Below are 24,036 nucleotides of genomic sequence, written 5' to 3'. Positions count from 1 at the left end.
CGACCAGCAGACCGGATGACCGATGAAAAGCGCCTCAGCATGAAGAGCATCGCCGGATCGTCGGCCCCGCCCGCCGACGGTGCACCCGAAGGCGCTCAGCCGGGCCGGCTGGGCGAGCTGTTGGGCCGGATGGGTCAGATCGCTGCCAAGTCCGGACGGCAGGACCTGGTGGACCGGCTCGAGGGCGCCCGCACCCGGGTCACCGATCCGCGCGTACGGATCGTGGTGGTGGGGCCGCTCAAGCAGGGCAAGAGCCAGTTCGTCAATTCTCTGCTGAACGTCGAGGTGTGTTCGGTCGGGGACGACGAGACCACCGCCGTGCCCACTCTCGTGCAGAACGGGCAGCAGCCGTCCGCCGAACTGGTTCTCGCGCAACCGGGCAGTGACCCCGTGCGCACCCCGTTGCCGATGGACCAGCTCACCTCCGTGACCCCCGACCACCCGCTGGCCGAGGGACGCGACATCACCCGGCTCGAGGTCAACGTCCCCAGCCCGCTGCTGGCCGACGGCCTGGTGCTTGTCGACACCCCTGGCGTCGGTGGACACGGGAACCCGCACGCCGCAAGCACTCTCGGGCTGATCCCATCCGCAGACGCGGTTTTTGTGGTGTCCGACGCAAGCCAGGAGTTCACCGAGCCCGAGATCTCTTTCCTTCGCCAGGTGATGACGCTGTGCCCGACCGTCGCCTGCCTGATCACCAAAACCGACCTGTATCCCCACTGGCGTCAGATCGTCGACGCCGACCGGGCACACCTCGAGCGCGAGGGACTCGACGTCCAGCTGCTGCCGGTGTCGTCGATGCTGCGTTCGCACGCACTGCGTCTCGGCGACGACTCGCTCAATGTCGAGGCCGGGTTCGTGGAGGTGTACCGATTCCTCCGGGAGCGGGTGGTCGCCCGGGCCGACCACTCGACTCGCGAATCAGTGGCCCTGGACCTGCGTTCGGTGTCCGAGCATCTGGCCCTCACCCTGGGCAGTGAACTCGCGGCGATGCGCAGTCCCGAGACGGCCGCCGCGGCGGTCGCTGAACTCACCCGAGCCAAAACTGCCGCCGAGGACATGCAGAAGCGGTCGTCGCTGTGGCAGCAGACCCTCACCGACGGCATCACGGACCTCGCCGCCGACATCGACCATGACCTGCGAGACCGGTTGCGCGCCATCACCCGCGAGGCCGAACAGGCTGTCGACGAAGGTGATCCGGGCAAGGACTGGCCGCAGCTCACCGAATGGCTCGAGGACCAGATCGCGGTGGCTGTCGGCGACAACTTCGTGTGGGCGCACGAGCGGGCGGTGTGGCTCGCCGAACGGGTGGCCGAGCACTTCGCCGAGACCGCCGAAGCCAACTTGCCGCGCCTCGACATCACCGACATCGACGGCATCTTCGATCCGGTCACCGAACTCTCCGACCTCGAGTCCGGGAAGGTCGGCATCACTCAGAAAGTGCTGATCGGTATGAAGGGCTCCTATGGCGGAGTGCTGATGTTCGGCCTCATCGGCACCTTCGCCGGGCTCGCGTTGATTAACCCGATCTCGGTCGGGGCCGGACTCCTGCTGGGCACTAAGGCATACAAGGACGACAAAGAGGCGCGCACCAACGAACGGCGGAACAAGGCCAAGGCCTCCATCCGCAAGTTCACCGACGACGTCAGCTTCCAGGTCGGCAAGGAATCCAAGGATCGGCTTCGCCACATCCAGCGGACGTTGCGTGACCATTTCACCCAGGTCGCCGAGCAGTCGGCACGGTCGATAGGTGACTCGCTGCAGGCGGCCCAAGAGGCCGCGGCGATGGCCAGCTCCGAACAGCGAACCCGGACCGCCGAACTCGAGCAGGAGCTCAAAGCTGTTGCGGCGCTGCGAAAGGTGGCGTTGCAGCTGGACCCGGCCATCGAGGCCACGGGGGGCGCTGCGGCAACCCCGGCGGTCAAATCGGCACCGGCGGATCGGGCCGTGGAGTGAGTACCCTCGACCGCGCCCGCGATCTGCTCGACGCCGCCGAGAAGGTGTGCGGAGGTGATCGCTGGGCGGCCGCCCGGCTGGCCGACTGTTCCGACCGACTCGACGAACCCCTGCGTATCGCCATCGCGGGTTCGTTGAAGGCGGGCAAGTCGACCCTGCTCAACGCGATGGTCGGCCAGGACATCGCACCGACCGACGCCACCGAGTGCACCCGGGTGGTCACCTGGTACCGGCGCGGAGTCAATCCCAAGGTCACCGCCCGGTACGACGGCGAGCGATCGGCCGGGATCCCCGTGTTGCGCCGAAATGGCCACCTCACCTTCGACTTCGGCGATCTGACCGCCGAACGCGTCGACCGCCTCGATGTCGAGTGGCCGGCGAGGGCGCTGCGGTCGATGACCATCATCGACACCCCGGGTACGGCGTCGCTGTCGCGGGACGTGTCCGCACTGACCGTCGACATGCTCACCCCCGAAGACGGTGAATCAGGAGCAGACGCAGTGGTCTACCTGCTGCGCACGCTCACCAGTACCGACACCGCCTTCCTTGGCAGGATCGGGGAGTCCATCGGCGGCGAGTCCGGGCCACTCGGCGTGGTCGGTGTGGTGTCGCGGGCAGACGAGGTCGGCGCGGGCCGGGTGGACGCGATGATGTCGGCCAAACAGGTTGCGGCGCGGTTCGCCACCGAGCTCGAACGCACCGGCCTCTGTCAGGCGGTGGTGCCGGTCGCGGGCTTGCTGGCTCTCGGCGCGCGCACCCTGCGACAGGTCGAGTACTCGGCGTTCGTCGCGTTGGCTGCCGTTGCGCCCGAAGAACTCTCGCTGGCGATGCTCTCGACCGACCGATTCATCCGGCAAGATACCCCGCTGCCCGTCGAGCCTGGTCTGCGTGCGGAGTTGCTCGACCGCTTCGGTATGTACGGCATCCGGATGGCTGTCACCCTGATTCGGCTCGGAACGCCCGACTCACCCACTCTGGCAACCGAACTGGTCGACCGTAGCGGCCTCACCGAACTCCGGCAGATCATCGATGTGCAGTTCGGGCAGCGCGCTGATCAACTCAAGACCCACACCGCCCTGATCGCCCTGGAACGCATTCTTGCGAACTATGATTCGGCCGAGACCGAAGAGCTGCGCAAGGCGACGGCGCGCATGCTGGCCGATGTTCACGGCTTCGCCGAGCTGCGGTTGCTCGGCAAACTGCGCACCGGGGGCATTCAGTTGCCGCCCCAGGACCGCGACGACCTGCAACGCATCATCGGTGGCTCCGGCATTGAACCCTGGGCTCGCCTCGGTATCGCACCCGACGACAGCGTCGATCTGCATCGCAAGGCCGCTATGGAAGCGGTGCGGCGCTGGCGTACCCGTGCCGCCCATCCGCTGTTCGACCGGCCGACGGCAGTGGCGTGCACGGTCGCCGCCCGCAGTGCCGAAGGCATTCTCGCCGAGCTCGATTCGCAGTGACGACGCCGTGACGCGCCTGCGTTTCGACGGCGACATCTCCGGGATGGGCACCACTGCGGGCGTCCGTATCGTGGTGGGGCACTGGCCGACATCACATCTGGGCGACTTCGCCGACGTGATGGTCGAGTTCGCCGACGGCGACCGGCTGCTCATCGCACCGAGTGATGAGGTGCGCGACTTCGTCACCGCCACCTACCATTTCGACCGCAGCGTGATCGCCGACGTGACCTACGAATCGGTCGGCTCGCAGGTGTCGGTGCGGGCGGGCGACCTGGAGTTGTCGTTTGTCGTCGGCGCGCCGACCCTGCTCGGGCGGCTTCTGTCAGTGATGCCGCGTGCCGTGGTCACCGCGCCGTGGTTCTGTGCCGTCAGCGACCCGATCGCCCGGGTGTTCCTGCGCGGTGTGCGAACCCGTGGCTCAGCAGGCGGAGGTCGCCGCGAGTACTACGGCGCGCGGGGTCAACGGCGCATCGAGTCGGTGGTGGCGGGGTGGCAGGGCAACGACCTCGGCGGATTGACCGACGTCGACCCACCGGTTCGTTTCGGCTTCGGTTCCACCCCGAAGAAGCCTGCGATGACACTGATCACCACCACGATCGACGAGCGCTAGCGCCGGTCGTCAGCGCCCCCGGTCTGCAGCGACCCCGGTTTCAGCGACGGATCGGCGCGGACCCCAGCCATCGGCTGATTGCCGGGGCGAACAGCAGTGCGGTGGCGACGGCTGCTCCTGCCGCAATTGCGAGCGGCAGCCATCCGGCCGCAGCGCCGAGGACGTCGCGGGCCGGGTCGATGACCGTCCAGAACGCGACCGCCCCGATCACCGCGACCACACCGATGGTCGCGAGGAGGCTCCGGCTCGACGGCACACGGTCACGCAGCCGGAGAATCCCGAACAGGCCGCACGCCAACACGAGAAACGCCACCACACCACTGGCGATCATCGCGATCTTCACGCTGTCGGCGAGTTCCTCCGGGGTTGCCGACAGATTGTCCTCGGCGAGTGAGCGGGTCAGTTCGGCGCGCACGTCGGCGTGGTCGAAGCCCACCATCGCGGCCGTCATCACCAGGGCCACCAGGGTGAGCAGCCAGATCACCGCCGCGATGTCGAGAACCCGGGGCCGCTCGTCAGGGATCGGGTCGTGCAGGGGTTCGATCCGGATCTCGGGACGGGCCGGACGGGGGCGCGGAGGAATCGGATCGGGCGGTGTCACGGTCTGAGCGTAACGAGCCTGCCGCCCCCACCGTGGACTTCCGGAGGCAATGGCCGACCTTGAGTCGGTTCGACTCAACTATTTGAGATAATCGGGAACAGTTTGCGCACTTGGTCCGTTACACCTCTCGAGAGACCTGAGCCGCGAAGACTCAACCCGGTTTGACGTGAATGGCATCGACCGGTAACAGTTGAGTCGATCGCGCTGAGGTTTCAGACCGAGAACCACAAACGTGAACAGATTGTGCGCGCACGGTTGCGCCGCACTGCTTATAGGAGGCAACAAATGGCTCGTGCTGTTGGAATCGACCTGGGTACCACCAACTCGGTGGTCTCTGTGCTCGAGGGTGGCGAACCCACCGTTATCGCCAACGCCGAGGGCGCCCGCACCACCCCGTCGGTGGTTGCATTCGCCCGCAACGGCGAGGTTCTGGTCGGACAGCCGGCCAAGAACCAGGCAGTCACCAACGTCGACCGCACCATCCGTTCGGTCAAGCGCCACATGGGCGAGGACTGGACCACGTCCATCGACGACAAAAACTACACGCCACAGGAGATCAGCGCTCGCACGCTGATGAAGCTCAAGCGCGACGCCGAGAGCTACCTGGGCGACGAGGTCGTCGACGCGGTCATCACCGTCCCGGCGTACTTCAACGACGCCCAGCGTCAGGCCACCAAGGAAGCCGGCCAGATCGCCGGCCTCAACGTGCTCCGCATCGTCAACGAGCCCACCGCCGCCGCATTGGCGTACGGCCTGGACAAGGGCGAGAAGGAACAGACCATCCTGGTGTTCGACCTCGGTGGCGGCACCTTCGACGTCTCGTTGCTGGAAATCGGCGACGGTGTCGTCGAGGTCCGGGCGACCTCCGGCGACAACCACCTCGGTGGTGACGACTGGGATCAGCGTGTCGTCGACTGGCTCGTCGACAAGTTCAAGGCGCAGAACGGCATCGACCTGACCAAGGACAAGATGGCCCTGCAGCGTCTGCGTGAGGCCGCAGAGAAGGCGAAGATCGAACTGTCCTCGGGACAGAGCACTTCGATCAACCTGCCCTACATCACGGTCGATGCGGACAAGAACCCGCTGTTCCTCGATGAGCAGCTCACCCGCAGCGAGTTCCAGAAGATCACGAACGACTTGCTCGAGCGCACCCGTGCGCCGTTCCAGGCCGTGGTCAAGGACGCCGGCATCGCAGTCGGCGACATCGACCACGTCGTGCTGGTCGGTGGCTCCACTCGTATGCCCGCCGTCAGCGACCTGGTTCGCGAACTGACCGGTGGCCGTGAGCCCAACAAGGGTGTCAACCCTGATGAGGTCGTGGCCGTCGGTGCCGCACTGCAGGCCGGTGTGCTCCGCGGTGAGGTCAAGGACGTCCTGCTCCTCGACGTCACCCCGCTCTCGCTCGGTATCGAGACCAAGGGCGGCGTGATGCACAAGCTGATCGAACGCAACACCACCATCCCGACCAAGCGGTCGGAGACCTACACCACGGCAGAGGACAACCAGCCGTCGGTGCAGATCCAGGTGTATCAGGGTGAGCGTGAGATCGCCTCGCACAACAAGCTGCTCGGTTCGTTCGAACTGGCCGGTATCGCTCCTGCACCGCAGGGTGTCCCGCAGATCGAGGTGACCTTCGACATCGACGCCAACGGCATCGTGCACGTCACCGCCAAGGACAAGGGAACCGGCAAGGAGAACACCATCCGGATCCAGGACGGCTCGGGCCTGTCCAAGGACGAGATCGATCGGATGATCAAGGACGCCGAAGCGCACGCTGACGAAGACCGGAAGCGTCGCGAAGAGGCCGAGACCCGCAATCAGGCGGAGTCGCTGGTCAACCAGACCGAGAAGTTCCTCAAGGAGTCGGACGACAAGGTCCCGGCCGAGCTCAAGACCAAGGTCGAAGGCTCGATCGAGGGCGTGCGCGAGGCTCTCAAGGGCAGTGATCTCGGTGCCGTGAAGTCGGCGGTCGAGAAGTTGACCACCGAGTCGCAGGAACTGGGTCAGGCCATCTACGCCAACGCTGCCGCCGAAGGCGAAGGAGCAGCCGCAGCCGGCGGCGCCGACGATGTCGTCGATGCCGAGGTTGTGGACGAAGGTGCTGACAACGCCGCCGGAGAGACCAAGTGACGGGTCCGGAAACCGATCCGGCGACCGCCACGGAGGAAGCTCCTCCGGCCACGGATGCCGCGGACGCGCCCGTAGACGGCGCAGACGCAGCACCCGCTCCGGAATCGGATGACACGGTGGATGCGGCGATCGACGACGCAGTCGCCGATGTCACGGGCTCGGACAAAGAGTCCGAGTTGCTCGCCGACCTGCAGCGTGTGCACGCGGAGTACGCCAACTACCGGCGTCGCGCCGAGCGCGAGAAGGTCAGCGCGCAGCAGTACGGCAAGGGTGATCTCATCAAGTCGCTGCTGCCCGTTCTCGACGACCTGGACCGCGCCCGTGCGCACGGTGACCTCGAAGCGGGCCCGCTACGTGCGGTGGCCGATAAGATCACCGAGACACTCACCGCGGCCGGTCTCGCCTCGTTCGGGGCCGAGGGCGACGAGTTCGACCCGGCGTTGCACGAAGCGGTGCAACATGAAGGTCAGGGATCGAATCCGGTGATCGGAACGGTGTACCGGCAAGGTTTCCGTCTCGGCGACCGGGTACTGCGCACCGCCATGGTCGTGGTGGTCGACGGTCCGGAACCGGCAGTACAGACCCCTACGGGTCAGACCGACGAAGAATGAGCATTCCGGCCCAGGCGCACCGCGCCTGGGCCGGGATCGCTACCAAGACTTTTGCAGAGAACGAGATTTGAGAAAGAGAAGGAGGTGACGCCTGGTGGCTCCTCAACGTGAGTGGCTCGAACAGGACTTCTACAAAGCGCTGGGCGTTGCATCCGATGCGTCCGCCGACGACATCAAGCGGGCCTACCGCAAGCTGGCGCGCGAACTGCATCCAGATGCGAACCCGAACGACCCGGCTGCCGAAGAACGCTTCAAGCTGGTTTCCGAGGCGCACAGCGTGCTGTCCGACCCCGCCAAGCGCAAGGAGTACGACGACACCCGGCGCATGTTCGCCGGCGCGCGCGGTCGCGGTGGTGCTGCCGGATTCCCCGGCGGCTACGGCACCACGGCCGGTGGTCAGGAGTTCAACCTCAACGATCTGTTCGGCGACGCGGCGGGCGGACCGGCCGGCGGCGCAGGTGGATTCAGCGACCTGTTCGGTGGCCTGTTCAACCGCACCGCCACCCCCGTGGCACCCAGACCCGCAGTCGTCGCGGCAACGACCTGGAAACCGAGACCACGCTGACCTTCAAAGAGGCGGCGCTGGGTACCTCGAAGACCATCACCATCACCAGCTCGGCGCCGTGCACGAACTGTCATGGCAGTGGCGCGAAGCCCGGCACCAGTCCTCGGGTGTGCCCCACCTGCAACGGCGCCGGCGTCGTCAGCCGCAATCAGGGCGCATTCGGATTCAGCGAACCGTGTTCGGACTGCCGCGGCACCGGATCCAAGATCGACGATCCGTGCCCGGTGTGTGAGGGCGACGGCGCCACGGTCCGTACCCGCCCGATCACCGTGCGCATCCCGCCCGGTGTGTCCGACGGTGGCCGGATCCGGCTGGCCGGGCAGGGCGAAGCGGGCCTGCGCGGCGCACCGTCGGGCGACCTGTACGTCAGCGTCCACGTCTCGCCCGACCGCACCTTCACCCGCAGCGGCGACGACGTGAAGGTGACCCTCCCGGTGACCTTCGCCGAACTGGTCCTCGGCACCACGGTGTCGGTACCGACACTCGACGGCAGCGTCGGGTTGAAGATCCCGCCGAACACCGTCGACGGACGCACCCTGCGGGTTCGCGGCCGCGGTGTCGCCAAACGGGCAGGCGGCGCCGGCGATCTGTTGGTGACCGTGAAGGTTGCAGTGCCGCCGAAGCTCGACGACGCGGCCATCGAAGCTCTTGGCAAGTACGCCGCGGCAGAAAAGGCCAGCGGTTTCGACCCGCGTGCGAATTGGGGTAAGTGATGAGCTCCCGCCGTGAAGAACGTGAATCCGCAGAACAATCGGCGCGGATGTTCGTGATCTCGGTGGCCGCCGAACTGGCCGGCATGCATGCGCAGACACTGCGCACCTACGACCGCCTCGGGCTCGTCACCCCCCAGCGCGCGGCGGGTGGCGGGCGGCGGTACTCCAGTCGCGACGTCGAACTGCTCCGCGAGGTGCAGCGACTGTCGCAGGACGAGGGTGTGAACCTGGCCGGCATCAAGCGCGTGATCGAGTTGACCAACCAGGTCGACGCGCTGCAGAGCCGGATCCGTGAGCTGGAGGCAGAGGTCGCCGCCCATCGCGCGAGCAGTCGCGGCGAGCTCGTCCCGATGCCGCGAACCAGCGCGTTGGTCGTGTGGAAGCCGCGCCGCGAGCGCGGCGACAGATGAGCACGGTATCGGCAGGAGTCGATTCCGCCTCGCATTTCGTGAGTTTCGGTAACAGCGCCTTGGATGAGAGCGATACTCAGGTATGAGCCAGGTACTCGGGATTTCGATCACCGACCTGGAGATCGCCTCGGTGGTCGTCGATTCCGGCACCGGTGAGGTATTGGCCCGCAACTTCGTTGAGTTGACGGGCCCTTCTCCTGAGATCGCCTTCGACGCGATCTATCAGTTGGTCGAGTCCGCACCCATCACGCCATCGGCGATCACCATCGCCTGCTCCGACAGCGGAATGCAGTTGGCGATCGACGACATCCTCGCCGCGAAAGTTGTACCCGACTTCATCCTGCCGCCGAACCCGGCAGCCGATTCCTCGGTCGCGCCCATCAAACCCGCATGGTTCGCGCGCACGACCGTCGTCGGGACCCCACTCGCGTTCGCCGAGCTCGCGACCACTCAGTTCGGTTCACGCGGTGTTGTGGTGGTTGCCGACCTCGACACCACCGGGGCCCTGTTCACCGGCCAGTCCGTCGCCCTCATCGACACCTCGGCCCGCACCGTCGTGGGGGCCAGTGCGGTGTCCGGATTCGGCGAACGGCTCCCGGTCACCGAGCCCGAGGGTGCGCAGACCCTCGCCGACGCGATCGCGGTCATCCCCAACCCCAGCAACGCCGTCCACGGAGTTGTGGTGGTGGGCCCGGGCGCTCAGGTTCCCGGCGTCGCACCGTCGCTCGAATACGCCCTGCAGCTGCCCGTGCAACTGGTGGACGACCCTCAATACGCGGCCGCCAGTGGCGCGGCCATGGTCGCCGCCGCGGCGGTCGGACACAGTCGCGACAACAACCGATGGGTGCTGCTCTCGGCGAGCGCGGGTGCCGCGCTGCTGCTGGCCGTCGGGGTGATCATCGCGGTTGTGATGACCGGTGGCAGCGACAACCCCGAGACCGTGAGCGACGACAACTCCGTCACCGCCAAGTTCTCGAGCACCAGCACCACCGCCCCTCCGACCACGTCGAAGGGGTTGTCGCGCATCTCGTCTCCGACGATCTCGGTGCCCGCAAGCAGCACTCAGACGATCCCGGCTCCGCCACCGGCGCCGCCGTCCACGATCAGCCAGGCGCCGCCGTCGATCACAGTCACCCAGCCACCGCCGCCGGTGACAACCACCACCACGACGTCTGAGCCGCCAGAGGAGAGCAGCGAAGAGCCGGATCCGGATCCTCCGACAGACCCGTCTGGTTCGGTGAGCGTTCCAAGCTCACCATCGGACGCGAACATTCCAGGTGACGGGCCGCCGTAGCCCTAAACCGGGTCGTGCTGCATCAAACTCGCTCGGATGCCCGCGATGAGCAGCCGTCTGCGCGTGGTGGCCAGCATCTCCGGTGAACCCGCGAGCAGCACTTGATGATCGGTCCAATCGCGGTCATAGCCGAGTACTGCGTCGGCGAGTTGGCCCTGCACCCGTTCCAGTTCGATGGTCTGGTCGTGCTCGCTCGGGGTGCTCCACCAGGGATCGGTTTCGTCCTCCACCACGGTGGTGATGGTGAGCCACGGGTTGGTCGCGGCGATCTGCCACAAGAAGAACAGATCGTAGAGATCGGCCGGGTATCGCGCACCGTAGAACAGGTGCACATTCGGCGCGTCGACCCGCCGTGCGAGTTCGATGATCATGGCCCGCAGGGGTGCGAGCCCGGTTCCGCCCGCGATCATCAACACGTCGCGATCGGGCAGCAGGTGCAAGGTCCCGTGGTTCTGCGCGAACGTCCACACGTCGCCGACCTGGGTTTCGGTGACGATCGAGTTGCTCACCGAGCCGCCCGGAACCGCTCGGACGTGGAACTCCAGCTCACCGGCGGGGTTGGCGGGAATGGATGGCGAGAGATGGCGCCATATCCGCGGCCATTGGGGTATCTGCACCTCGAGGTACTGGCCGGCCGAGTAGGTCAGCGGTGTACGGCTGAGCAGCCGCACGACGGCCAGGTCGCGGGACAACCGGTACTTCTCGGCGACCGTCGCCTGCCATGTGGCAGGACCTTTCGCCGAATGTGCGGCGCCCCGCATCACCCCCGTGGTGAGCAACAGCGCCTGTGACACCACATTGGCGGACTCCTCATCCCATTGGGGGCCCATCGTCGCAGCGATCTCACGGGTCAGCGCCACGAGGAACTGCTGGTAGTGCTCCTCGGTGACCCCGAACTTGCGGTGGTCGCGGCCGAGCTGCCCGAGGAAGTCCAGCAGATGGGGATGGCTGCTGGTGTCGGGGACCGTTTCGAGCACGTAGTCGATGACCCGGAACAGGGTCGCTCGCTGATGGGCCATGTTCGCCGGGAAGAGGTCGCGTAGTTCGGGGTTCATCGCGAAAAGGCGCAGATAGAAGTTCGCGGTGAACCGGTCGGCATCTCGTCCCAGCACATCGCGCACCTGCAACAGCACATGCCGTGTATGGGTACCCACGCCGCGTCGGCCTTCCCTCATCGCGCTGCGAACAACGCCTGTCAGCATAGATACTTCCGCGACAGACCGTATTTTATTGTCCCGCGTTCCGCGCCGGAATGGACTGTCGCAATCGGTCGCGAACTTGCGATCAGAGTGCGTACAACGCTGGGTACAGTCATTCCATGGCAAAAGGACGGGCAGAGGACTCTGCGCGATCCGAAGGGGATACGCGTTTGTCCGGTGGGGCACTGCTGGGGATCGTCCCCGGCGTCATCGACACGCACATCCACCAGTGGGATCCCCTTCGGACCCCGCGTGAGGCAGCGAAGCGCACCCGCATCTACCGGGCAGCGCCGATATTGGGCAAGGCCATCTTCCGGTACGCCGTTGCCCAGCGCGACCGCGAACTCGTGCTCGACCCCAAGTTCGTCACCCGGCCGTATCTGCCCAAGCACTACTACGCCGATGCTGCCAAGGTGGTGCCGCTGACCGGTGTTCCGGTGGAGTCCGTGGTGCACATGCAGGCCGACTGGCGCACGGACGATCCGATGGCGGCCGCTGCCGAGACCCGCTGGGTCACCAGCCTGCCGTTCGGTCAGGAAGGTGCTCCAGAGCTTGGTGCGGTGATCGCCAGAGGTGATCCTCGTGGCCCCGACTTCTCCCAGCTGCTGGACATGCATCTGGAGATCAGTGGGCTGGTTCGCGGCATCCGGTGCATGGCAGCGTGGCATCCCGACCCCAAGGTGCGCAGCTGGGCCGACACCGACGGGCTGTTCGCGTCGGCAGACTTCCTCGAAGGGTTCGGCGCCCTCGCCGACCGTAACCTGGTCTTCGAGGCGTGGGTGTACTCCCATCAACTACGCGACGTGCGGACTCTGGCGCGCGAGTACCCGGACACCACCATCGTGCTGAACCATCTGGGCACCCCGGTGGGCCTGTTCGGGCCGATGGGCCAGAGCACCGGCCACACGGCCGCCCAGCGTCACGAGCTGATGCGTGCGTGGCGTGAGGACATCAGCGCGGTTGCCCAGTGCCGCAACGTTATCGCCAAGCTGTCGGGCATCGCTTTCCCGTTGCTCGGTTACGGACACCAGCGGTCGGGCAACATCGGCACCCAGCAGACACTGACGAACATGACCGGACCGCTCCTCGAACATGCGGTGTCGGTGTTCGGCCCGGATCGCCTCATGTTCGGGTCCAACTTCCCGGCCGACAAACCCAACGCATCGATGGCGACCATCGTCGGCACCCAACTCGACGTGCTCGCCCCCTACGGGGAAGACTTGCTGCGCAAGGTGTTCCGCGACAATGCCCGCCGGGTGTACTCGATCGACTGATCAGTGACTGGGCGGCAGGTCGGCCAGCCGTAGCTGCGACAACCTGTCGTGCACCAACGGCACCGACGACGCCCCTTCGCCGCTGGCCGAGGCCACGCGTTTCATGGATCCGCTGCGAACGTCACCGACCGCGAAGATGCCGGGCACACTGGTTTCGAGGAATGCCGGGGGCACGCCGTCCACCCAGAGCTCTTTCGGCACGGACCGTCCGGTCAGCAGGAAGCCGTGGTCGTCGCGGGCGACCTGCGCGGGGATCCAGTCGCAGGTGGGGGCGGCGCCGAGCAGCAGGAACAGGCCGGCCGCCTCGACACGTTCGGGTGTGCGGGTTCTGTTGTCGCACAGCGTGAGCCATTCCAGATGACCGTCGCCACCGCCGTCGATCACCTCGGTGTATCCGCGGACGGTGATGCGCGGGTTGGCCTGGATCTCACGGATCAGGTAGTCCGACATGGTTTCTGCGAGACCGTCGCGCCGCACCGCTATGGTGACCGCATCGGCGAACCGTGACAGGTGCATGGCCGCCTGCCCCGCCGAGTTGCCGCCACCGACCACCACGACGTGCTTGCCGGTCATCTCGCGGGCTGCGCTGGTGGCCGCGCCGTAGTAGACGCCGGCGCCGACAAGATCTTCGATGCCACGCACGCCGAATCGGCGATAGGCCACACCCGTAGCGATCACGATGGTGCGGGCGCAGATCTTGGCGTCATCCACCCGGACGTGGTGATGGTCGGTACCCACCTCGATGCTGGTGGCGCCGCGACCGCTGAAGAACTGGGCCCCGAACCGGCTCGCCTGGATGCGGGCACGCTGGGCCAGTCGCATACCGGAGATGCCCCGGGGAAGCCGAGATAGTTCTTGATCATCGAGCTGGTTCCGGCCTGACCACCGATCGCGCCGGATTCGAGCACTGTGGTGGACAGACCTTCGGATGCGCCGTACACGGCAGCGGCAAGCCCGGCCGGCCCTGCACCCAGCACCACGACGTCTGAGACGGTTCCCTCGGGAATGCTGTCCGCCGAGCCGTAGACCGATTCGGCCACCTGCGCGAGAGTCGGCCGCGACAGTGGTGGGCGCCCGGCGCGGGAGAGGATGGGAAACTCGGCCTTGCCTTCGACCGAAGCGAGCAGGGCCCGTCCCGCAAGCGATTCGGGGCTGTGGATCTGCACGGGCATACCCATCCGGTCCAGGAAGTCGCGGATCGCGGAGAGTTCGGATGATGGTCCGTCGGTGACGATCTGGATGAAGGCGACCTCGGGTGCGGCCACCGACCAGCCCCAGTCGGACAGGTATTCGACGATCGCGGTGTGGAACTCCTCGTCGCGCTGTCCCTGCGGGATGGCGAGGTACGTGTCGTACTTGCCGGCGGAGATCTCGCCGCGCAGGTCGTCGAAGGAGGTGCCGAACTTGCTGGCCGGGATCAGGGCGATGCGCCGCGCGGTGGGCACCAGGTACCGCATCTTGTGCAGCAGCCGGGACCCGTCCCAGTCCTCTTCGAAGGCGGACAGTTCGGAGACGATGAGTGCCACCGGAACCTCTTGCGCGAGCAGCGTCTTGACGGTGTCGATGGCAGCGGCGGCTGTTTCGGTGAAGACGACGGAGTAGTCGCGGCCATAGCGGCTGCGGATCTCGTCGACGATGGTGTTGCGGTTGTCTTCGGTGACCACCAGCACGATGGCGGGGGTCAGTCGTTCGCCCGGTCCCAACTCATCCGTGCCCAACTCTTCTGGACCCAGTTCTTCTTCAGATGCAAATACGCTCACCGGTCAATTTAGTTGGTCATTCGGTCCAGCGTGATTCCAAGTGTTTCCCGCGGGCCGTGCGCTGCCAAGAATTGGCCTGCAACTGCCCGTGGAAGGTGTACCGAATGACCCGCAAGATCCGGTTCAACGCGTTCGACATGAACTGCGTAGCCCATCAATCGCCAGGTATGTGGCGTCATCCCGACGACCGGTCGTGGGACTACAACACCCTCGACTACTGGGTTGATCTGGCGAAGGCGCTCGAGGGTGGCGGTTTCGACGGGCTGTTCATCGCCGACGTCCTGGGCACCTACGACGTGTACGCCGGCACCGACGAGGCGGCGATTCGCCAGGGCGCCCAGATCCCGGTGGCCGATCCGCTGTTGCTCGTCTCGGCGATGGCCCACGCCACCGAACATCTCGGGTTCGGGATCACGGCGGGCACCGGGTTCGAGCATCCGTACCCGTTCGCCCGTCGGCTGTCGACGCTCGATCATCTGACGCGTGGCCGGATCGGGTGGAATGTCGTCACCGGGTACCTGCCCGCCGCGGCTCGCAACATGGGGGAGGTCGACCAACTCGAACACGACGCCCGCTACGACCACGCCGACGAATACCTCACCGTGCTCTACAAACTGTGGGAAGGCTCGTGGGAGCGGGACGCGGTGCGCCGCGACAAGGAGCACGGTGTGTTCGCCGACCCGGCGAAGGTCCACCACATCGGCCACCGTGGAACGCATTTCAACGTTCCCGGTATCCACCTCCACGAGCCGTCGCCGCAGGGTTCACCGGTCATTTATCAGGCAGGCGCATCTCCCCGCGGGGTCAAGTTCGCAGCAGAGAACGCCGAGGCCATCTTCGTCGGGGCGCCCACCAAGGACATCTTGCGGACCCTCGTGGAGAACATCCGCGGACAGCTGGTGGCGGCAGGTCGCGATGCCTACGACGCCAGGATCTACACACTCCTGACGATCATCACCGACGAGACCGAGGAAGCAGCCCAGGCCAAGGCCGCGGAGTACCGGCGCTACGCCAGCGACGAGGGCGCCTTGGTGTTCATGTCGGGCTGGATGGGCATCGACCTGTCGCAGTACGACCTCGACGAGCCGATCGGGAACGTGCACAGCAACGCCATCCAGTCGGCGGTGGCCGCGTTCAGCCAGGCGTCCGACACCGGCAAGGAGTGGACCATCCGCGACATCGCGGCGTGGGGCGGCATCGGCGGGATGGGCCCGCTGCTGGTCGGGTCGGGCGAGAGCATCGCCGATCAGTTGCTCGAGTGGGCAAACTACACCGATGTCGACGGATTCAATCTGGCCTATGCGGTCACCCCCGGAACGTTCACCGACGTCATCGAGCACGTGGTCCCTGCACTGGAGGCACGTGGGGCCTACGACCGCGAGTACGTGCCGGGCACGTTGCGGCACAAGCTGTTCGGCAAGGGAGATCTGCTTCCGGACCATCACCGAGGTGCGAGCTTCCGGGTGGGTGGCGTCAACTCCACGGTGGACGACTCTCTGCGTTTCGGAGCTGTCGCACCTGCCTGACAAACGCAGGCGGCCTATTGCTCGAGTGGCCAGGAGCTGAACGTCAACCGCACCCGGAATGTGCTTGCACATGCCATGATTCCGAAGAGGTCGCCGATTTCGGCGAGACACCATCAAGCAAGGAGTGGTTGGTCATGTGGGATTCATTCTGGGACTTCATCTGGTACACCGTGGTGATTTTCGCGTTCATCGCGTATCTGATGATTCTCTTCAACGTTCTCGCGGATTTGTTCCGTGATCACAAAACATCTGGATTGGTCAAAGCCGTCTGGATCATCTTCTTGATCCTGCTGCCGTACATCACCGTGTTCGTCTACTTGATCGCTCGTGGTCGGGGAATGGCAGAACGCGCAGCAGCGTCGCATGAAGCTGCCAGGAAGCAGGCGGACGACTACATCAGGCAGGCGGCGGGTACGTCACCGGCAGATCAGATCGCCCAGGCCAAGGCGCTTCTGGCTGATGGCACCATCGACCAGAACGAGTTCGAGCAGCTGAAGACCAAAGCGCTCAGTTCGTAATCCCGGGGCCGACGTAGGGTTCGGTGTCGTCAGGGGTTGGCGACACCGAGTCCTATACCGAGCATGATCAGGAGCGCGCCGTTCGCGCAATTCCAACGCCGCCGGACCACGTCGCGCCGCAAGGGCCCCGACAGACGCCTTCCGGCCATCACGACCCCCACATAGACGACGATTCCGAAGACGACGTCGACCAGCCCCAGAATGGCGAGTTCAAGTGGCAGTGATGCCGTCCCGGTGGCGAATTGGGGCAGCACACCGGTGACGAAGACGATCGCTTTCGGATTGAGCAAATTGGTCCCAAGGGCATTGCGAAACGCCGTCGCCGGTGCCGCCGACTCGTGGTCGCGCGAGTTGCGGCGAACGATCAGACCGACTCCGAGATAGCACAGGTAGATGGCACCGAGTATCTGGATGATGGTGAGTGCCGCGGGTGCACGCGCGACAAGAAAGCTGACCCCGGTCACCGCGAGGACGATGTGTACGGATAGACCCGTCTGAGCTCCGGCGAGTGCGAGCAGTCCGTCGCGGCGGTTCTCTGTGGACCACCGCAGGATCAGTAGGAAGTCGGGCCCTGGCACCACGTAGGCGACAGTCAGTACCGCGAAATAACCCAGCCAGTCGATCGTCACCGTGGGTTGTTGCGGCGATGACGGTGCCGATCGACCCGCGCCCGATTGCCGCATCCGGGACTGCACCAGCGTTGGTTGGGCCGCGCCCGGTGAAAGAACTGACCGCAGGCGGGCGCATGACAGACCGCGAGGTTGGCGAGGTCGTCGCGCGCGATGAGGTCGACCACGGCGGCGGCCGCGTGGCCCGTCAGCGCGATCGTCGAATCGGTTTGCGCCACAACATGTTCTGCTTCGCGTGCGTTTGCGGTGAGCAATCGGTGAACGGATGCTGCCTGCACCGCGTTGTTGATGTCGTCCACGGCATCGGCCGGCAGGGACTCACCGGACGCGGCGCTGTGCAGGATGAGCAGGGCGGCGTCGCGAACAGAACGGAACCGTTCCAGGCAGTGTTCGTCGACGACGTCGGGTCGGGGCATCGGTGCGGGCTCCACGTCGAGCCACCCGGCAAGGTCGGCCGGCGTCGTGAGCAGCTCGACTCGCCGGCCGTCCTCGACGCGGACGGTGTTGGCCACGTCGAGGGCCAGGTGATCCCCGAGCCATGGCCACTTCCGCTGCAGCGTGTCATCCATGTCTCAGATCGTGCCGATGAAATGGATAGGCTGTCAAAAACCATTACATCCCCGTCGCAAATGCGAGTGATGTCACGATTGCCGCCGACCGCATCTGGGGTACTTGCGTGTTAAGGATGTAGGGAACCGGCGATTCAGACGCTCCAACACCGGGGTGAGCCGCCGCAGAGCACGTGCTGCCGGTGTCGCGGGTTCCGGGGAATGACTACAGACGCAGGCCGACCACATCGATCGTGGCATTCACGGTCTTGACGAACGGTGATCACATGCGGGTTCTTGTTCTGGGAGCGACCGGTTACATCGGGTCTCGATTGGTCCCAGCTCTGTTGTCGAAGGGACACGAGGTTGTTGCCGCATCGCGTAACCGCAGCAGTCTCGAGCGCTTCGGGTGGTTCGACCGGGTGAAGACCATCGAGTTCGACGCCCTCGACGCGGAGTCGGTCCGCAACGGCATCAGCTCGGGCGGCGACATCGACGTCATCTACTACCTCGTCCACGGCATCGGACAACCCAATTTCCGCGACGACGACCGTCGGGCCGCGGACAACGTGGCCGCCGCAGCGCGCGACGCGGACGTCGGACGCATCGTCTACCTCGGAGGCTTTGTCCCCGACGACGCCGAACTCTCCGAACATCTCGAGAGCCGGGCCGAGGTCGGAACCGCACTGTCGGTCGACGGAGGAGCGGACCTGGTGTGGTTACGCGCCGCCGTGGTGATCGGCGCCGGATCCACATCGTTCGAGATGGTGCGCTACATGGCCGACCGCCTGGCCGTGATCCCGCTGCCGGCGTGGATGGACAATCCGATGGATCCGATTTCGGTGCGCGACGCCGTGCACTATCTTGCTGCGGCCGCCACCGACTCGGTGCCTCCGGGTGACTACGACATCAGCGGGCCGGAGCGGTCGTCGTACAACTCGCTGCTGTTCGCCTACCTACGGGAGATCGGTCAGCCCAGGGTCGGTGTGCTGCTCCCGAGCATCGACGTGCGACTGGCCGGTTTTGTCAGCGGTTTCATCGTCCCGGTGCCCAGCGGGCTCGCGTCCGATCTGGTGAGATCACTTGACTACCCGATGAAGGCGTCAGAACATTCGATCCGAGACCACGTCCCCGATCCGCCGGGAGGATTGTTGACCATCCGGGATGCAGTTCGCAGATCCGCCGAGAGTCCACTTCCGAAGCCGGTCGACAAACTTCGCGACATCCATCATCTGGCCGATACTGACCCCGACTGGGCCGGCGGCGACCTGATGCGGGTGAAGATCGGGGTACGAGACCGCCTCGGTCCGGCGTGGAACCTCCTGACCGGGGTCGTCGGCGCGGTGACAGGGCGGCCCAAATGATCACACTGCCCGAGAAGGTCCAGTTCCTCATCGGCACGATGGAGGACGACTCCAACGACCCGCCCGAGACACGCGCCCAGATGTTGCGCCGCAGGATCGTCGTGGTGGTCACGTTGCTCGTGGGCAGCGTGCTGCTGAGCATCTCGTTGTCGATCGATCCCGGTGACTCGTCGTTCTACCCGATGACCTTCGCCCTTGCGGCGGTCTGGGCCATCGGCGCGGTGCTGTCCGGGCCGCTACACCTCGGAGCATTTCCGCCGCCGCGCGGCGGACCCGTGCGTGCCGGCGCGATCGGTGTCGCTGTGGGGCTGGCGCTGGGTGCGGTGTTTGTTGTCGGGGCGTTGGTGGTCCGGGAGATTCCACCCATCGCCGATTTCGTCTCCGATGTGCTCGACCACGCCGACCAAGGCACTTTCTCCCTGATTCTCGCCACCGCCCTCGTCAACGGGGTGGCAGAGGAGATGTTCTTCCGAGGCGCGGTGTACTCGGCTCTCAAAGGCCATGCGCCCGTCATCTTCTCCACGCTCATCTACATCGTCGCCACCCTTGCCAGCGGCAACCCGATGCTTGGCTTCGCGGCCATTCTGCTCGGAGCGGTGAGCGCGCTCGAACGTCGTGCCACGGGCGGCATCGTCGCATCGATGGGTACGCACATCTCGTGGACGATCATCATGGTCTTCGCTCTGCCTCCGCTGTTCTGACCCGAGCCGCTCGGCGCGAAGGCCGCACAAAACAACGAAAGTAGATATCCAAATGGCTGGTGTGAATGTGTCCGTCACGTCGGAGCTCGAACCTGCTGCGGCCTGGAACATGGCGTCGGATCTGAGTCGCTTCGACGAGTGGATGACGATCTTCGCGGGATGGAAGAGTCCGTTGCCCGCGCAGATCGAAGAGGGCACCGAGGTGTCGTCGCTGATCAAGGTGAAGGGTTTCCGCAACACGATCCACTGGACCGTGACGCGCTACGACGAGCCCCGCCTGCTCGAGTTGTCGGGCAAAGGTCGCGGCGGTGTGCGGATCGAGATCGCGCTGAAGGTCACGCCGGAAGGAAACGGCTCGATCTTCGACCTCGATGCCACCCTCAGTGGCAGCGTCTTGAACGGCCCTGTCGGTAACATCGTCGCGAAGGTCATCGACTCCGACGTCCGCAACTCCGTTGAGAATCTGGTCGCTCTGCGCTGATCGTCGGTAAGGGGTTGCTCGCTCTGTAGTAGGAGCGTGCGCCGGTTTTCCGAGCTGGACTGAACCTCCGCTCGCTTAACCGGCCGACGCTCGGTCTGTAGCCCGAGCGTTTGCCGGTGTCCCGAGCTGACCCGCGACCACGCTCGCTTACCTAGTCGTTGCTCGCCCTGCAGCGCGAGCGTTTGCGGGTTTCTCGAGCCGACTCGAACCCGCGCTCGCTTACCTAGTCGTTGCTCGGTCTGTAGCTCGAGCGTTTGCGGGTTTCCCGAGCCGCCCCGGAACCCGCGCTCGCTCGTCTAGTCACCCGCTCGCCCTGCGGCGCGAGCGTTTGCGGGTTTCTCGAGCCGACCCGAACCCGCGCTCGCTTACCTAGTCGTTGCTCGCCCTGCAGCGCGAGCGTTTGCGGGTTTCTCGAGCCGACTCGAACCCGCGCTAGCTTTCCTGGTTGTTGCTCGGTCTGTAGTCCGAGCGTGTGCGGGTTTTTCGAGCGCCCCGCGACCCCGGCGCCGCTCGCCCTGCGGCGCGAGCGTTTGCACGCTCCCACAACAAAACCCCCGCACCGGGCAAACCAGTACGGGGGCTTCGGTAAAACTTGCCTACTTGTCAGGCGTCATCGTCTGGCCCTGGGATTCGCGTAGGGCCCGACCTCTCTCGACGAACTTCTGATCGGTTGCTTCGTTCTTGTCCGACGCCTTGGTGTCACGCGGCGGGAGTTGCAGGCGCTCTTCGGCCGGCAGCCCTGCCTGGAGCTGGCGACCGCGCTCGAGCTCGGAGTCGAACTCGGCACCGAACAACAATGCGAGGTTGGTGAGCCAGAGCCACAGCAAGAACACGATGACACCGGCGAGGGCACCATAGGTCTTGTTGTAGTTGCTGAAGTTCGCGACGTACAGAGCGAACAGAGCCGAGGCGACGATCCAGGTGACGATGGCGAGGATGGCACCGGCGCTCACCCAGCGGAACTTCGGCTGTTTCACGTTCGGGGTAGCCCAGTAGAGGATCGCGACAACCAAGATCACGAAGATCAAGACCACGGGCCACCGTGCGATGTTCCAGATGGTCAGAGCCGAGTCGCCCAGGCCGATGGCGTCACCGATGGACTTCGCAACCGGACCGCTCACAGCAAGCATGAAGGCAACCGCTGCGGCCATGATGAGCGCGATCAGAGTGACGAGCAGCATGATCGGACGCAACTTCCAGATCGGACGCCCTTCGTCGATCTCGTACATCCGATTCATCGCCCGGCCGAAGGCCCCGACGTAACCGGACGCCGACCACAGGGCGCCAACAAGACCGAGCACCAGGGCGAACCCGGCGCTGGGTGCGGCAACGAGTTGCTCGACAGGTCCACGCAGGGTGTCGACCGCGGACGAGGGGCCGAGGTCATCGACCATCTTCAATACCGCGTCAGTGGTCTTCTGGCCTTGCCCGAAGACGCCGAGCAGCGACACCAGGGCAAGCAGCGCGGGAAACAGCGACAGCACCGAGTAGTACGTGAGTGCTGCCGCGATGTCGGTGCACTGATCGCGAGAGAACTCCCGCAGCGTCTTCCGGAGCACGAACATGAAGGAGTGCTTGGTCAGCTGAGTCGGGGATTCGGGCTTCCGCGGGTCCTCCGGATCGGGTGACTCCGGGTCGTCCCGTACATCCTCGCGCTGCTTGCTCATGATCAGTTGTCGCCGTTCTTGGCGTCGTCGACGAGGGCTTGCTCGTGCTCGGCCCGCTTGGCCAGCTCGTCGTCGTCGAGATGTGCCGGCGTCTTCGCGTGCTCGTGGTGATCCGGATTGACCGTCTCGGTCGGAATCATGACGTTGTCCAAGGTGGGGTCATCTTTTGCTGAACTCATGGACGGGGGATAGCCCGGTGGGGGAGGGTTGAAACGCTGAAGCATCAAAATCTGTACGTTTGCAAAGTTCCACATTGGGAACCTTTACTGAGCGTCTGGCCGCTCTGCTGCGGTCGGCAAAGACAACCGACGATAGGAAATTACTGTGAGTACTACTGCTGCGGCTGTTGAAATCCTGGCGGAACGCTCCACCACCACCACATCGGTGGGCATCATCGGCTACATCATCATCGGCGGCCTCGCCGGTTGGATTGCCAGCAAGTTCATGGGCACCGACAAGCAGATGGGCATTTTGCTCAACATCGTGGTTGGCGTGCTCGGCGCGTTCCTCGGTGGCTTCCTGCTCAGCTTCGCCTTCGACACGGCCAGCGGTGGTTGGTTCTTCACCTTCCTGACGGCACTGCTCGGAGCAGTTATCCTGCTCGCGATCGTCAAGGCAGTCACCAAACGCCGTTAGAGGGCACACTTCTACCCGGCGCGGGCCACACGGTCCGCGCCGGTTTGTTTTCTCACCAAGGATCCCGATGACACAACTCCTGATCGACGACGATTGGACCCCCGAGGCGACAGCGCCGATACCGTCACGGTGGAGCAGGCCATCCCTACCCGGGGACGACCCGTTCTATGTGCCACCGGCCGGCTCGATGCCCTCCCCGAAGGCACGCTGCTTCGAAGTCGGGAGATCCGGTTGGCGTTGCTCGGGATCATCCCGCAGAAAGCCAAGGCATGGCAGTTGCTCTACCGGAGCAGCGATCTGCACCGGAACGCCGAGGTCGCGGTGACGACGGTGCTGTTGCCGGCCGAGGCGGACCCGGCCGAACCCCGGCCGTTGCTTGCGTACCAGTGCGCCATCGATGCGGTGTCGGCGAAGTGTTTTCCGTCTTATGTCTTCCAGCAGGGCGCGTGGTCGCCAGGGAGTGTTCCGCCCTTCGAGATGTTCATCATCGCCAATGCGCTGCAACGTGGTTGGGCCGTGAGCATCGCCGATCACGAGGGGATGAACGGCTACTTCGGCGCCCCTCGGGAACCCGGTTATCGCGTACTCGACGGCGTTCGTGCCGCGATGACGTTTGCTCCGCTGGGTCTGGACGCGTCGACACCTGTTGGGGTGTGGGGATATTCGGGCGGCGGCATGGCGTCATCGTGGGTCGCGGAGATGGCGCCGGAGTACGCGCCGGAGATCAACATCGTCGGTGCAGCACTCGGTGCGCCCGTCGGAGATCCCGGTGAGACGTACATCCGTCTCAACAGCACCTTGTACGCAGGTCTGCCCGCTCTTGTGGTCGCCGGTCTGCGACACGTCTACCCGGGCCTGGAGCAGGTGATCGAGGCCCACGTCGACGACGAGGGCCGCAACCGGCTGGACATGATCGAGTCGATGTCGACGGTGGAAGCCGTGATCCGTTTTGCCAAGGACGATTTCGACAACTACACCAAGATTCCGCTCGCCGATGTGCTAGGCAAACCCGAACTCCTCGAACTGTTCGACGACATCAGACTCGGTGACCGCATCCCGGACTGTCCGCTGCTGGTATTGCATCCCGTGCACGACCAGATCATCGCCGTGGAGGACATCGACGGCCAGGTTGAGCGGTACGAAAAGGGCGGAGCGCACGTCACCTACGTGCGCGACCGCCTCAGTGAACACCTTTCGTTGATGGTGCTGTCAGCACCCGTGGTGCTCGACTGGTTGTCGGATCGGTTCGACAACGCGCCACTTCCGGAGTCGGCCCGCAGTACGGTGTGGTCGACTGCTTTCCGGATAGCGTCGCTGTCCGGATTCCTCGGCGTCGGTAGGGCGGCGGCGAAAGCGCTTCTCTCCCGCCGCCTTTGACCG

23 protein-coding genes and 1 pseudogene are annotated in these 24,036 nt (G+C 65.3%); 16 read left to right on the top strand and 8 right to left on the bottom strand.

Translation table 11 applies throughout. From position 1 onward, the window contains the following. Positions 1 to 15 precede the first annotated feature (15 nt). The 3 genes from MVA47_RS25105 to MVA47_RS25095 are packed head-to-tail and all read left to right on the top strand — an operon-like array spanning position 16 to position 4,029. Positions 16 to 1,956, top strand: coding sequence for a dynamin family protein (locus MVA47_RS25105; protein WP_247210316.1), 1,941 nt, complete (start codon positions 16 to 18; stop codon positions 1,954 to 1,956). Then, a complete protein-coding gene (locus tag MVA47_RS25100) occupies positions 1,953 to 3,419 on the top strand; it encodes a dynamin family protein (RefSeq protein ID WP_374474307.1) in 1,467 nt (488 codons plus the stop codon). The genes MVA47_RS25105 and MVA47_RS25100 overlap by 4 nt, the downstream gene beginning before the upstream one ends. A 7-nt stretch (positions 3,420 to 3,426) precedes the next feature. Continuing rightward, positions 3,427 to 4,029 (top strand): hypothetical protein, encoded by a 603-nt coding sequence (locus MVA47_RS25095; RefSeq protein WP_247210315.1) that lies wholly within the window; start codon positions 3,427 to 3,429, stop codon positions 4,027 to 4,029. A gap of 40 nt (positions 4,030 to 4,069) precedes the next feature. Here the strand turns inward: MVA47_RS25095 and MVA47_RS25090 are convergent, their stop codons facing one another. Further along, the gene (locus tag MVA47_RS25090) at positions 4,070 to 4,630 is read right to left on the bottom strand and encodes a hypothetical protein (RefSeq protein ID WP_247210314.1); all 561 of its coding nucleotides are present in this window, start codon (positions 4,628 to 4,630) and stop codon (positions 4,070 to 4,072) included. A gap of 285 nt (positions 4,631 to 4,915) precedes the next feature. Here MVA47_RS25090 and dnaK point away from each other — a divergent pair, with 285 nt between their 5' ends. From dnaK to MVA47_RS25065, 5 genes and pseudogenes are all read left to right on the top strand, one after another. Further along, on the top strand, positions 4,916 to 6,760 hold the full coding sequence (gene dnaK / locus MVA47_RS25085) for a molecular chaperone DnaK (protein WP_247210313.1): 1,845 nt from the start codon (positions 4,916 to 4,918) through the stop codon (positions 6,758 to 6,760). After that, entirely contained in the window at positions 6,757 to 7,371 is a 615-nt protein-coding gene (grpE, locus tag MVA47_RS25080; protein WP_247210312.1) for a nucleotide exchange factor GrpE, read from the top strand. The genes dnaK and grpE overlap by 4 nt, the downstream gene beginning before the upstream one ends. A gap of 94 nt (positions 7,372 to 7,465) precedes the next feature. Then, positions 7,466 to 8,649, top strand: a pseudogene (dnaJ, locus tag MVA47_RS25075) (molecular chaperone DnaJ). Further along, the gene (locus MVA47_RS25070; protein ID WP_247210311.1) at positions 8,649 to 9,059 is read left to right on the top strand and encodes a heat shock protein transcriptional repressor HspR; all 411 of its coding nucleotides are present in this window, start codon (positions 8,649 to 8,651) and stop codon (positions 9,057 to 9,059) included. Before dnaJ ends, MVA47_RS25070 begins: the two are co-directional and overlap by 1 nt. An 82-nt stretch (positions 9,060 to 9,141) precedes the next feature. Then, positions 9,142 to 10,353 carry a hypothetical protein gene (locus MVA47_RS25065; protein ID WP_247210310.1) on the top strand — a complete coding sequence of 404 codons (1,212 nt, stop codon included), beginning with the start codon at positions 9,142 to 9,144 and terminating at the stop codon, positions 10,351 to 10,353. 2 nt (positions 10,354 to 10,355) lie between these two features. Here MVA47_RS25065 and MVA47_RS25060 read toward each other — a convergent pair whose 3' ends face one another. Beyond that, positions 10,356 to 11,507 (bottom strand): FAD-binding oxidoreductase, encoded by a 1,152-nt coding sequence (locus MVA47_RS25060; protein WP_247210309.1) that lies wholly within the window; start codon positions 11,505 to 11,507, stop codon positions 10,356 to 10,358. A 164-nt stretch (positions 11,508 to 11,671) separates the two neighbouring features. On the opposite strand from MVA47_RS25060, the gene MVA47_RS25055 reads away from it, so the two are divergent. Further along, positions 11,672 to 12,826, top strand: coding sequence for an amidohydrolase (locus tag MVA47_RS25055; protein WP_247210308.1), 1,155 nt, complete (start codon positions 11,672 to 11,674; stop codon positions 12,824 to 12,826). Here the strand turns inward: MVA47_RS25055 and MVA47_RS27125 are convergent, their stop codons facing one another. Beyond that, a complete protein-coding gene (locus MVA47_RS27125; RefSeq protein ID WP_308280638.1) occupies positions 12,827 to 13,570 on the bottom strand; it encodes an FAD-dependent oxidoreductase in 744 nt (247 codons plus the stop codon). After that, a complete protein-coding gene (locus MVA47_RS27120) occupies positions 13,501 to 14,586 on the bottom strand; it encodes an FAD-binding protein (RefSeq protein ID WP_308280601.1) in 1,086 nt (361 codons plus the stop codon). Before MVA47_RS27120 ends, MVA47_RS27125 begins: the two co-directional genes overlap by 70 nt. A 104-nt stretch (positions 14,587 to 14,690) precedes the next feature. Between MVA47_RS27120 and MVA47_RS25045 the strand changes: the two genes are divergently transcribed. Further along, the gene (locus tag MVA47_RS25045; protein WP_247210307.1) at positions 14,691 to 16,112 is read left to right on the top strand and encodes an LLM class flavin-dependent oxidoreductase; all 1,422 of its coding nucleotides are present in this window, start codon (positions 14,691 to 14,693) and stop codon (positions 16,110 to 16,112) included. Between the two features lie 134 nt (positions 16,113 to 16,246). After that, the gene (locus MVA47_RS25040) at positions 16,247 to 16,630 is read left to right on the top strand and encodes an SHOCT domain-containing protein (protein WP_062797011.1); all 384 of its coding nucleotides are present in this window, start codon (positions 16,247 to 16,249) and stop codon (positions 16,628 to 16,630) included. Between the two features lie 29 nt (positions 16,631 to 16,659). On the opposite strand, the gene MVA47_RS25035 is transcribed toward MVA47_RS25040, so the two are convergent. Beyond that, positions 16,660 to 17,259, bottom strand: a complete 600-nt coding sequence (locus MVA47_RS25035; RefSeq protein ID WP_247210306.1) for a LysE family translocator — start codon at positions 17,257 to 17,259, stop codon at positions 16,660 to 16,662. Beyond that, positions 17,256 to 17,828 carry an ABATE domain-containing protein gene (locus MVA47_RS25030; RefSeq protein WP_247210305.1) on the bottom strand — a complete coding sequence of 191 codons (573 nt, stop codon included), beginning with the start codon at positions 17,826 to 17,828 and terminating at the stop codon, positions 17,256 to 17,258. Before MVA47_RS25030 ends, MVA47_RS25035 begins: the two co-directional genes overlap by 4 nt. A 266-nt stretch (positions 17,829 to 18,094) precedes the next feature. Here MVA47_RS25030 and MVA47_RS25025 point away from each other — a divergent pair, with 266 nt between their 5' ends. The 3 genes from MVA47_RS25025 to MVA47_RS25015 are packed head-to-tail and all read left to right on the top strand — an operon-like array spanning position 18,095 to position 20,353. Further along, positions 18,095 to 19,171 (top strand): NAD(P)H-binding protein, encoded by a 1,077-nt coding sequence (locus tag MVA47_RS25025; RefSeq protein WP_247210304.1) that lies wholly within the window; start codon positions 18,095 to 18,097, stop codon positions 19,169 to 19,171. Further along, on the top strand, positions 19,168 to 19,872 hold the full coding sequence (locus MVA47_RS25020) for a CPBP family intramembrane glutamic endopeptidase (protein ID WP_223249276.1): 705 nt from the start codon (positions 19,168 to 19,170) through the stop codon (positions 19,870 to 19,872). Before MVA47_RS25025 ends, MVA47_RS25020 begins: the two co-directional genes overlap by 4 nt. 52 nt (positions 19,873 to 19,924) lie before the next feature. Next, positions 19,925 to 20,353, top strand: a complete 429-nt coding sequence (locus tag MVA47_RS25015) for an SRPBCC family protein (RefSeq protein WP_247210303.1) — start codon at positions 19,925 to 19,927, stop codon at positions 20,351 to 20,353. A gap of 596 nt (positions 20,354 to 20,949) precedes the next feature. Here MVA47_RS25015 and MVA47_RS25010 read toward each other — a convergent pair. Both MVA47_RS25010 and MVA47_RS25005 read right to left on the bottom strand, forming a co-directional pair. After that, positions 20,950 to 22,020, bottom strand: a complete 1,071-nt coding sequence (locus MVA47_RS25010; protein WP_247210302.1) for a YihY/virulence factor BrkB family protein — start codon at positions 22,018 to 22,020, stop codon at positions 20,950 to 20,952. 2 nt (positions 22,021 to 22,022) lie between these two features. After that, positions 22,023 to 22,199 (bottom strand): hypothetical protein, encoded by a 177-nt coding sequence (locus tag MVA47_RS25005; RefSeq protein WP_247210301.1) that lies wholly within the window; start codon positions 22,197 to 22,199, stop codon positions 22,023 to 22,025. Between the two features lie 145 nt (positions 22,200 to 22,344). Here MVA47_RS25005 and MVA47_RS25000 point away from each other — a divergent pair, with 145 nt between their 5' ends. Together MVA47_RS25000 and MVA47_RS24995 are read left to right on the top strand one after the other, a co-directional pair. Beyond that, positions 22,345 to 22,656 carry a GlsB/YeaQ/YmgE family stress response membrane protein gene (locus tag MVA47_RS25000; protein WP_247210300.1) on the top strand — a complete coding sequence of 104 codons (312 nt, stop codon included), beginning with the start codon at positions 22,345 to 22,347 and terminating at the stop codon, positions 22,654 to 22,656. A 129-nt stretch (positions 22,657 to 22,785) separates the two neighbouring features. Continuing rightward, a complete protein-coding gene (locus MVA47_RS24995; protein WP_247210299.1) occupies positions 22,786 to 24,033 on the top strand; it encodes a lipase family protein in 1,248 nt (415 codons plus the stop codon). Positions 24,034 to 24,036: the final 3 nt, after the last annotated feature.

The sequence above is a fragment of the Williamsia sp. DF01-3 genome, from assembly GCF_023051145.1.
Lineage (GTDB): Bacteria > Actinomycetota > Actinomycetes > Mycobacteriales > Mycobacteriaceae > Williamsia.
Note: the sequence above shows the minus strand (reverse complement) of the source record. Positions and strands in the feature narration are given on the sequence as shown.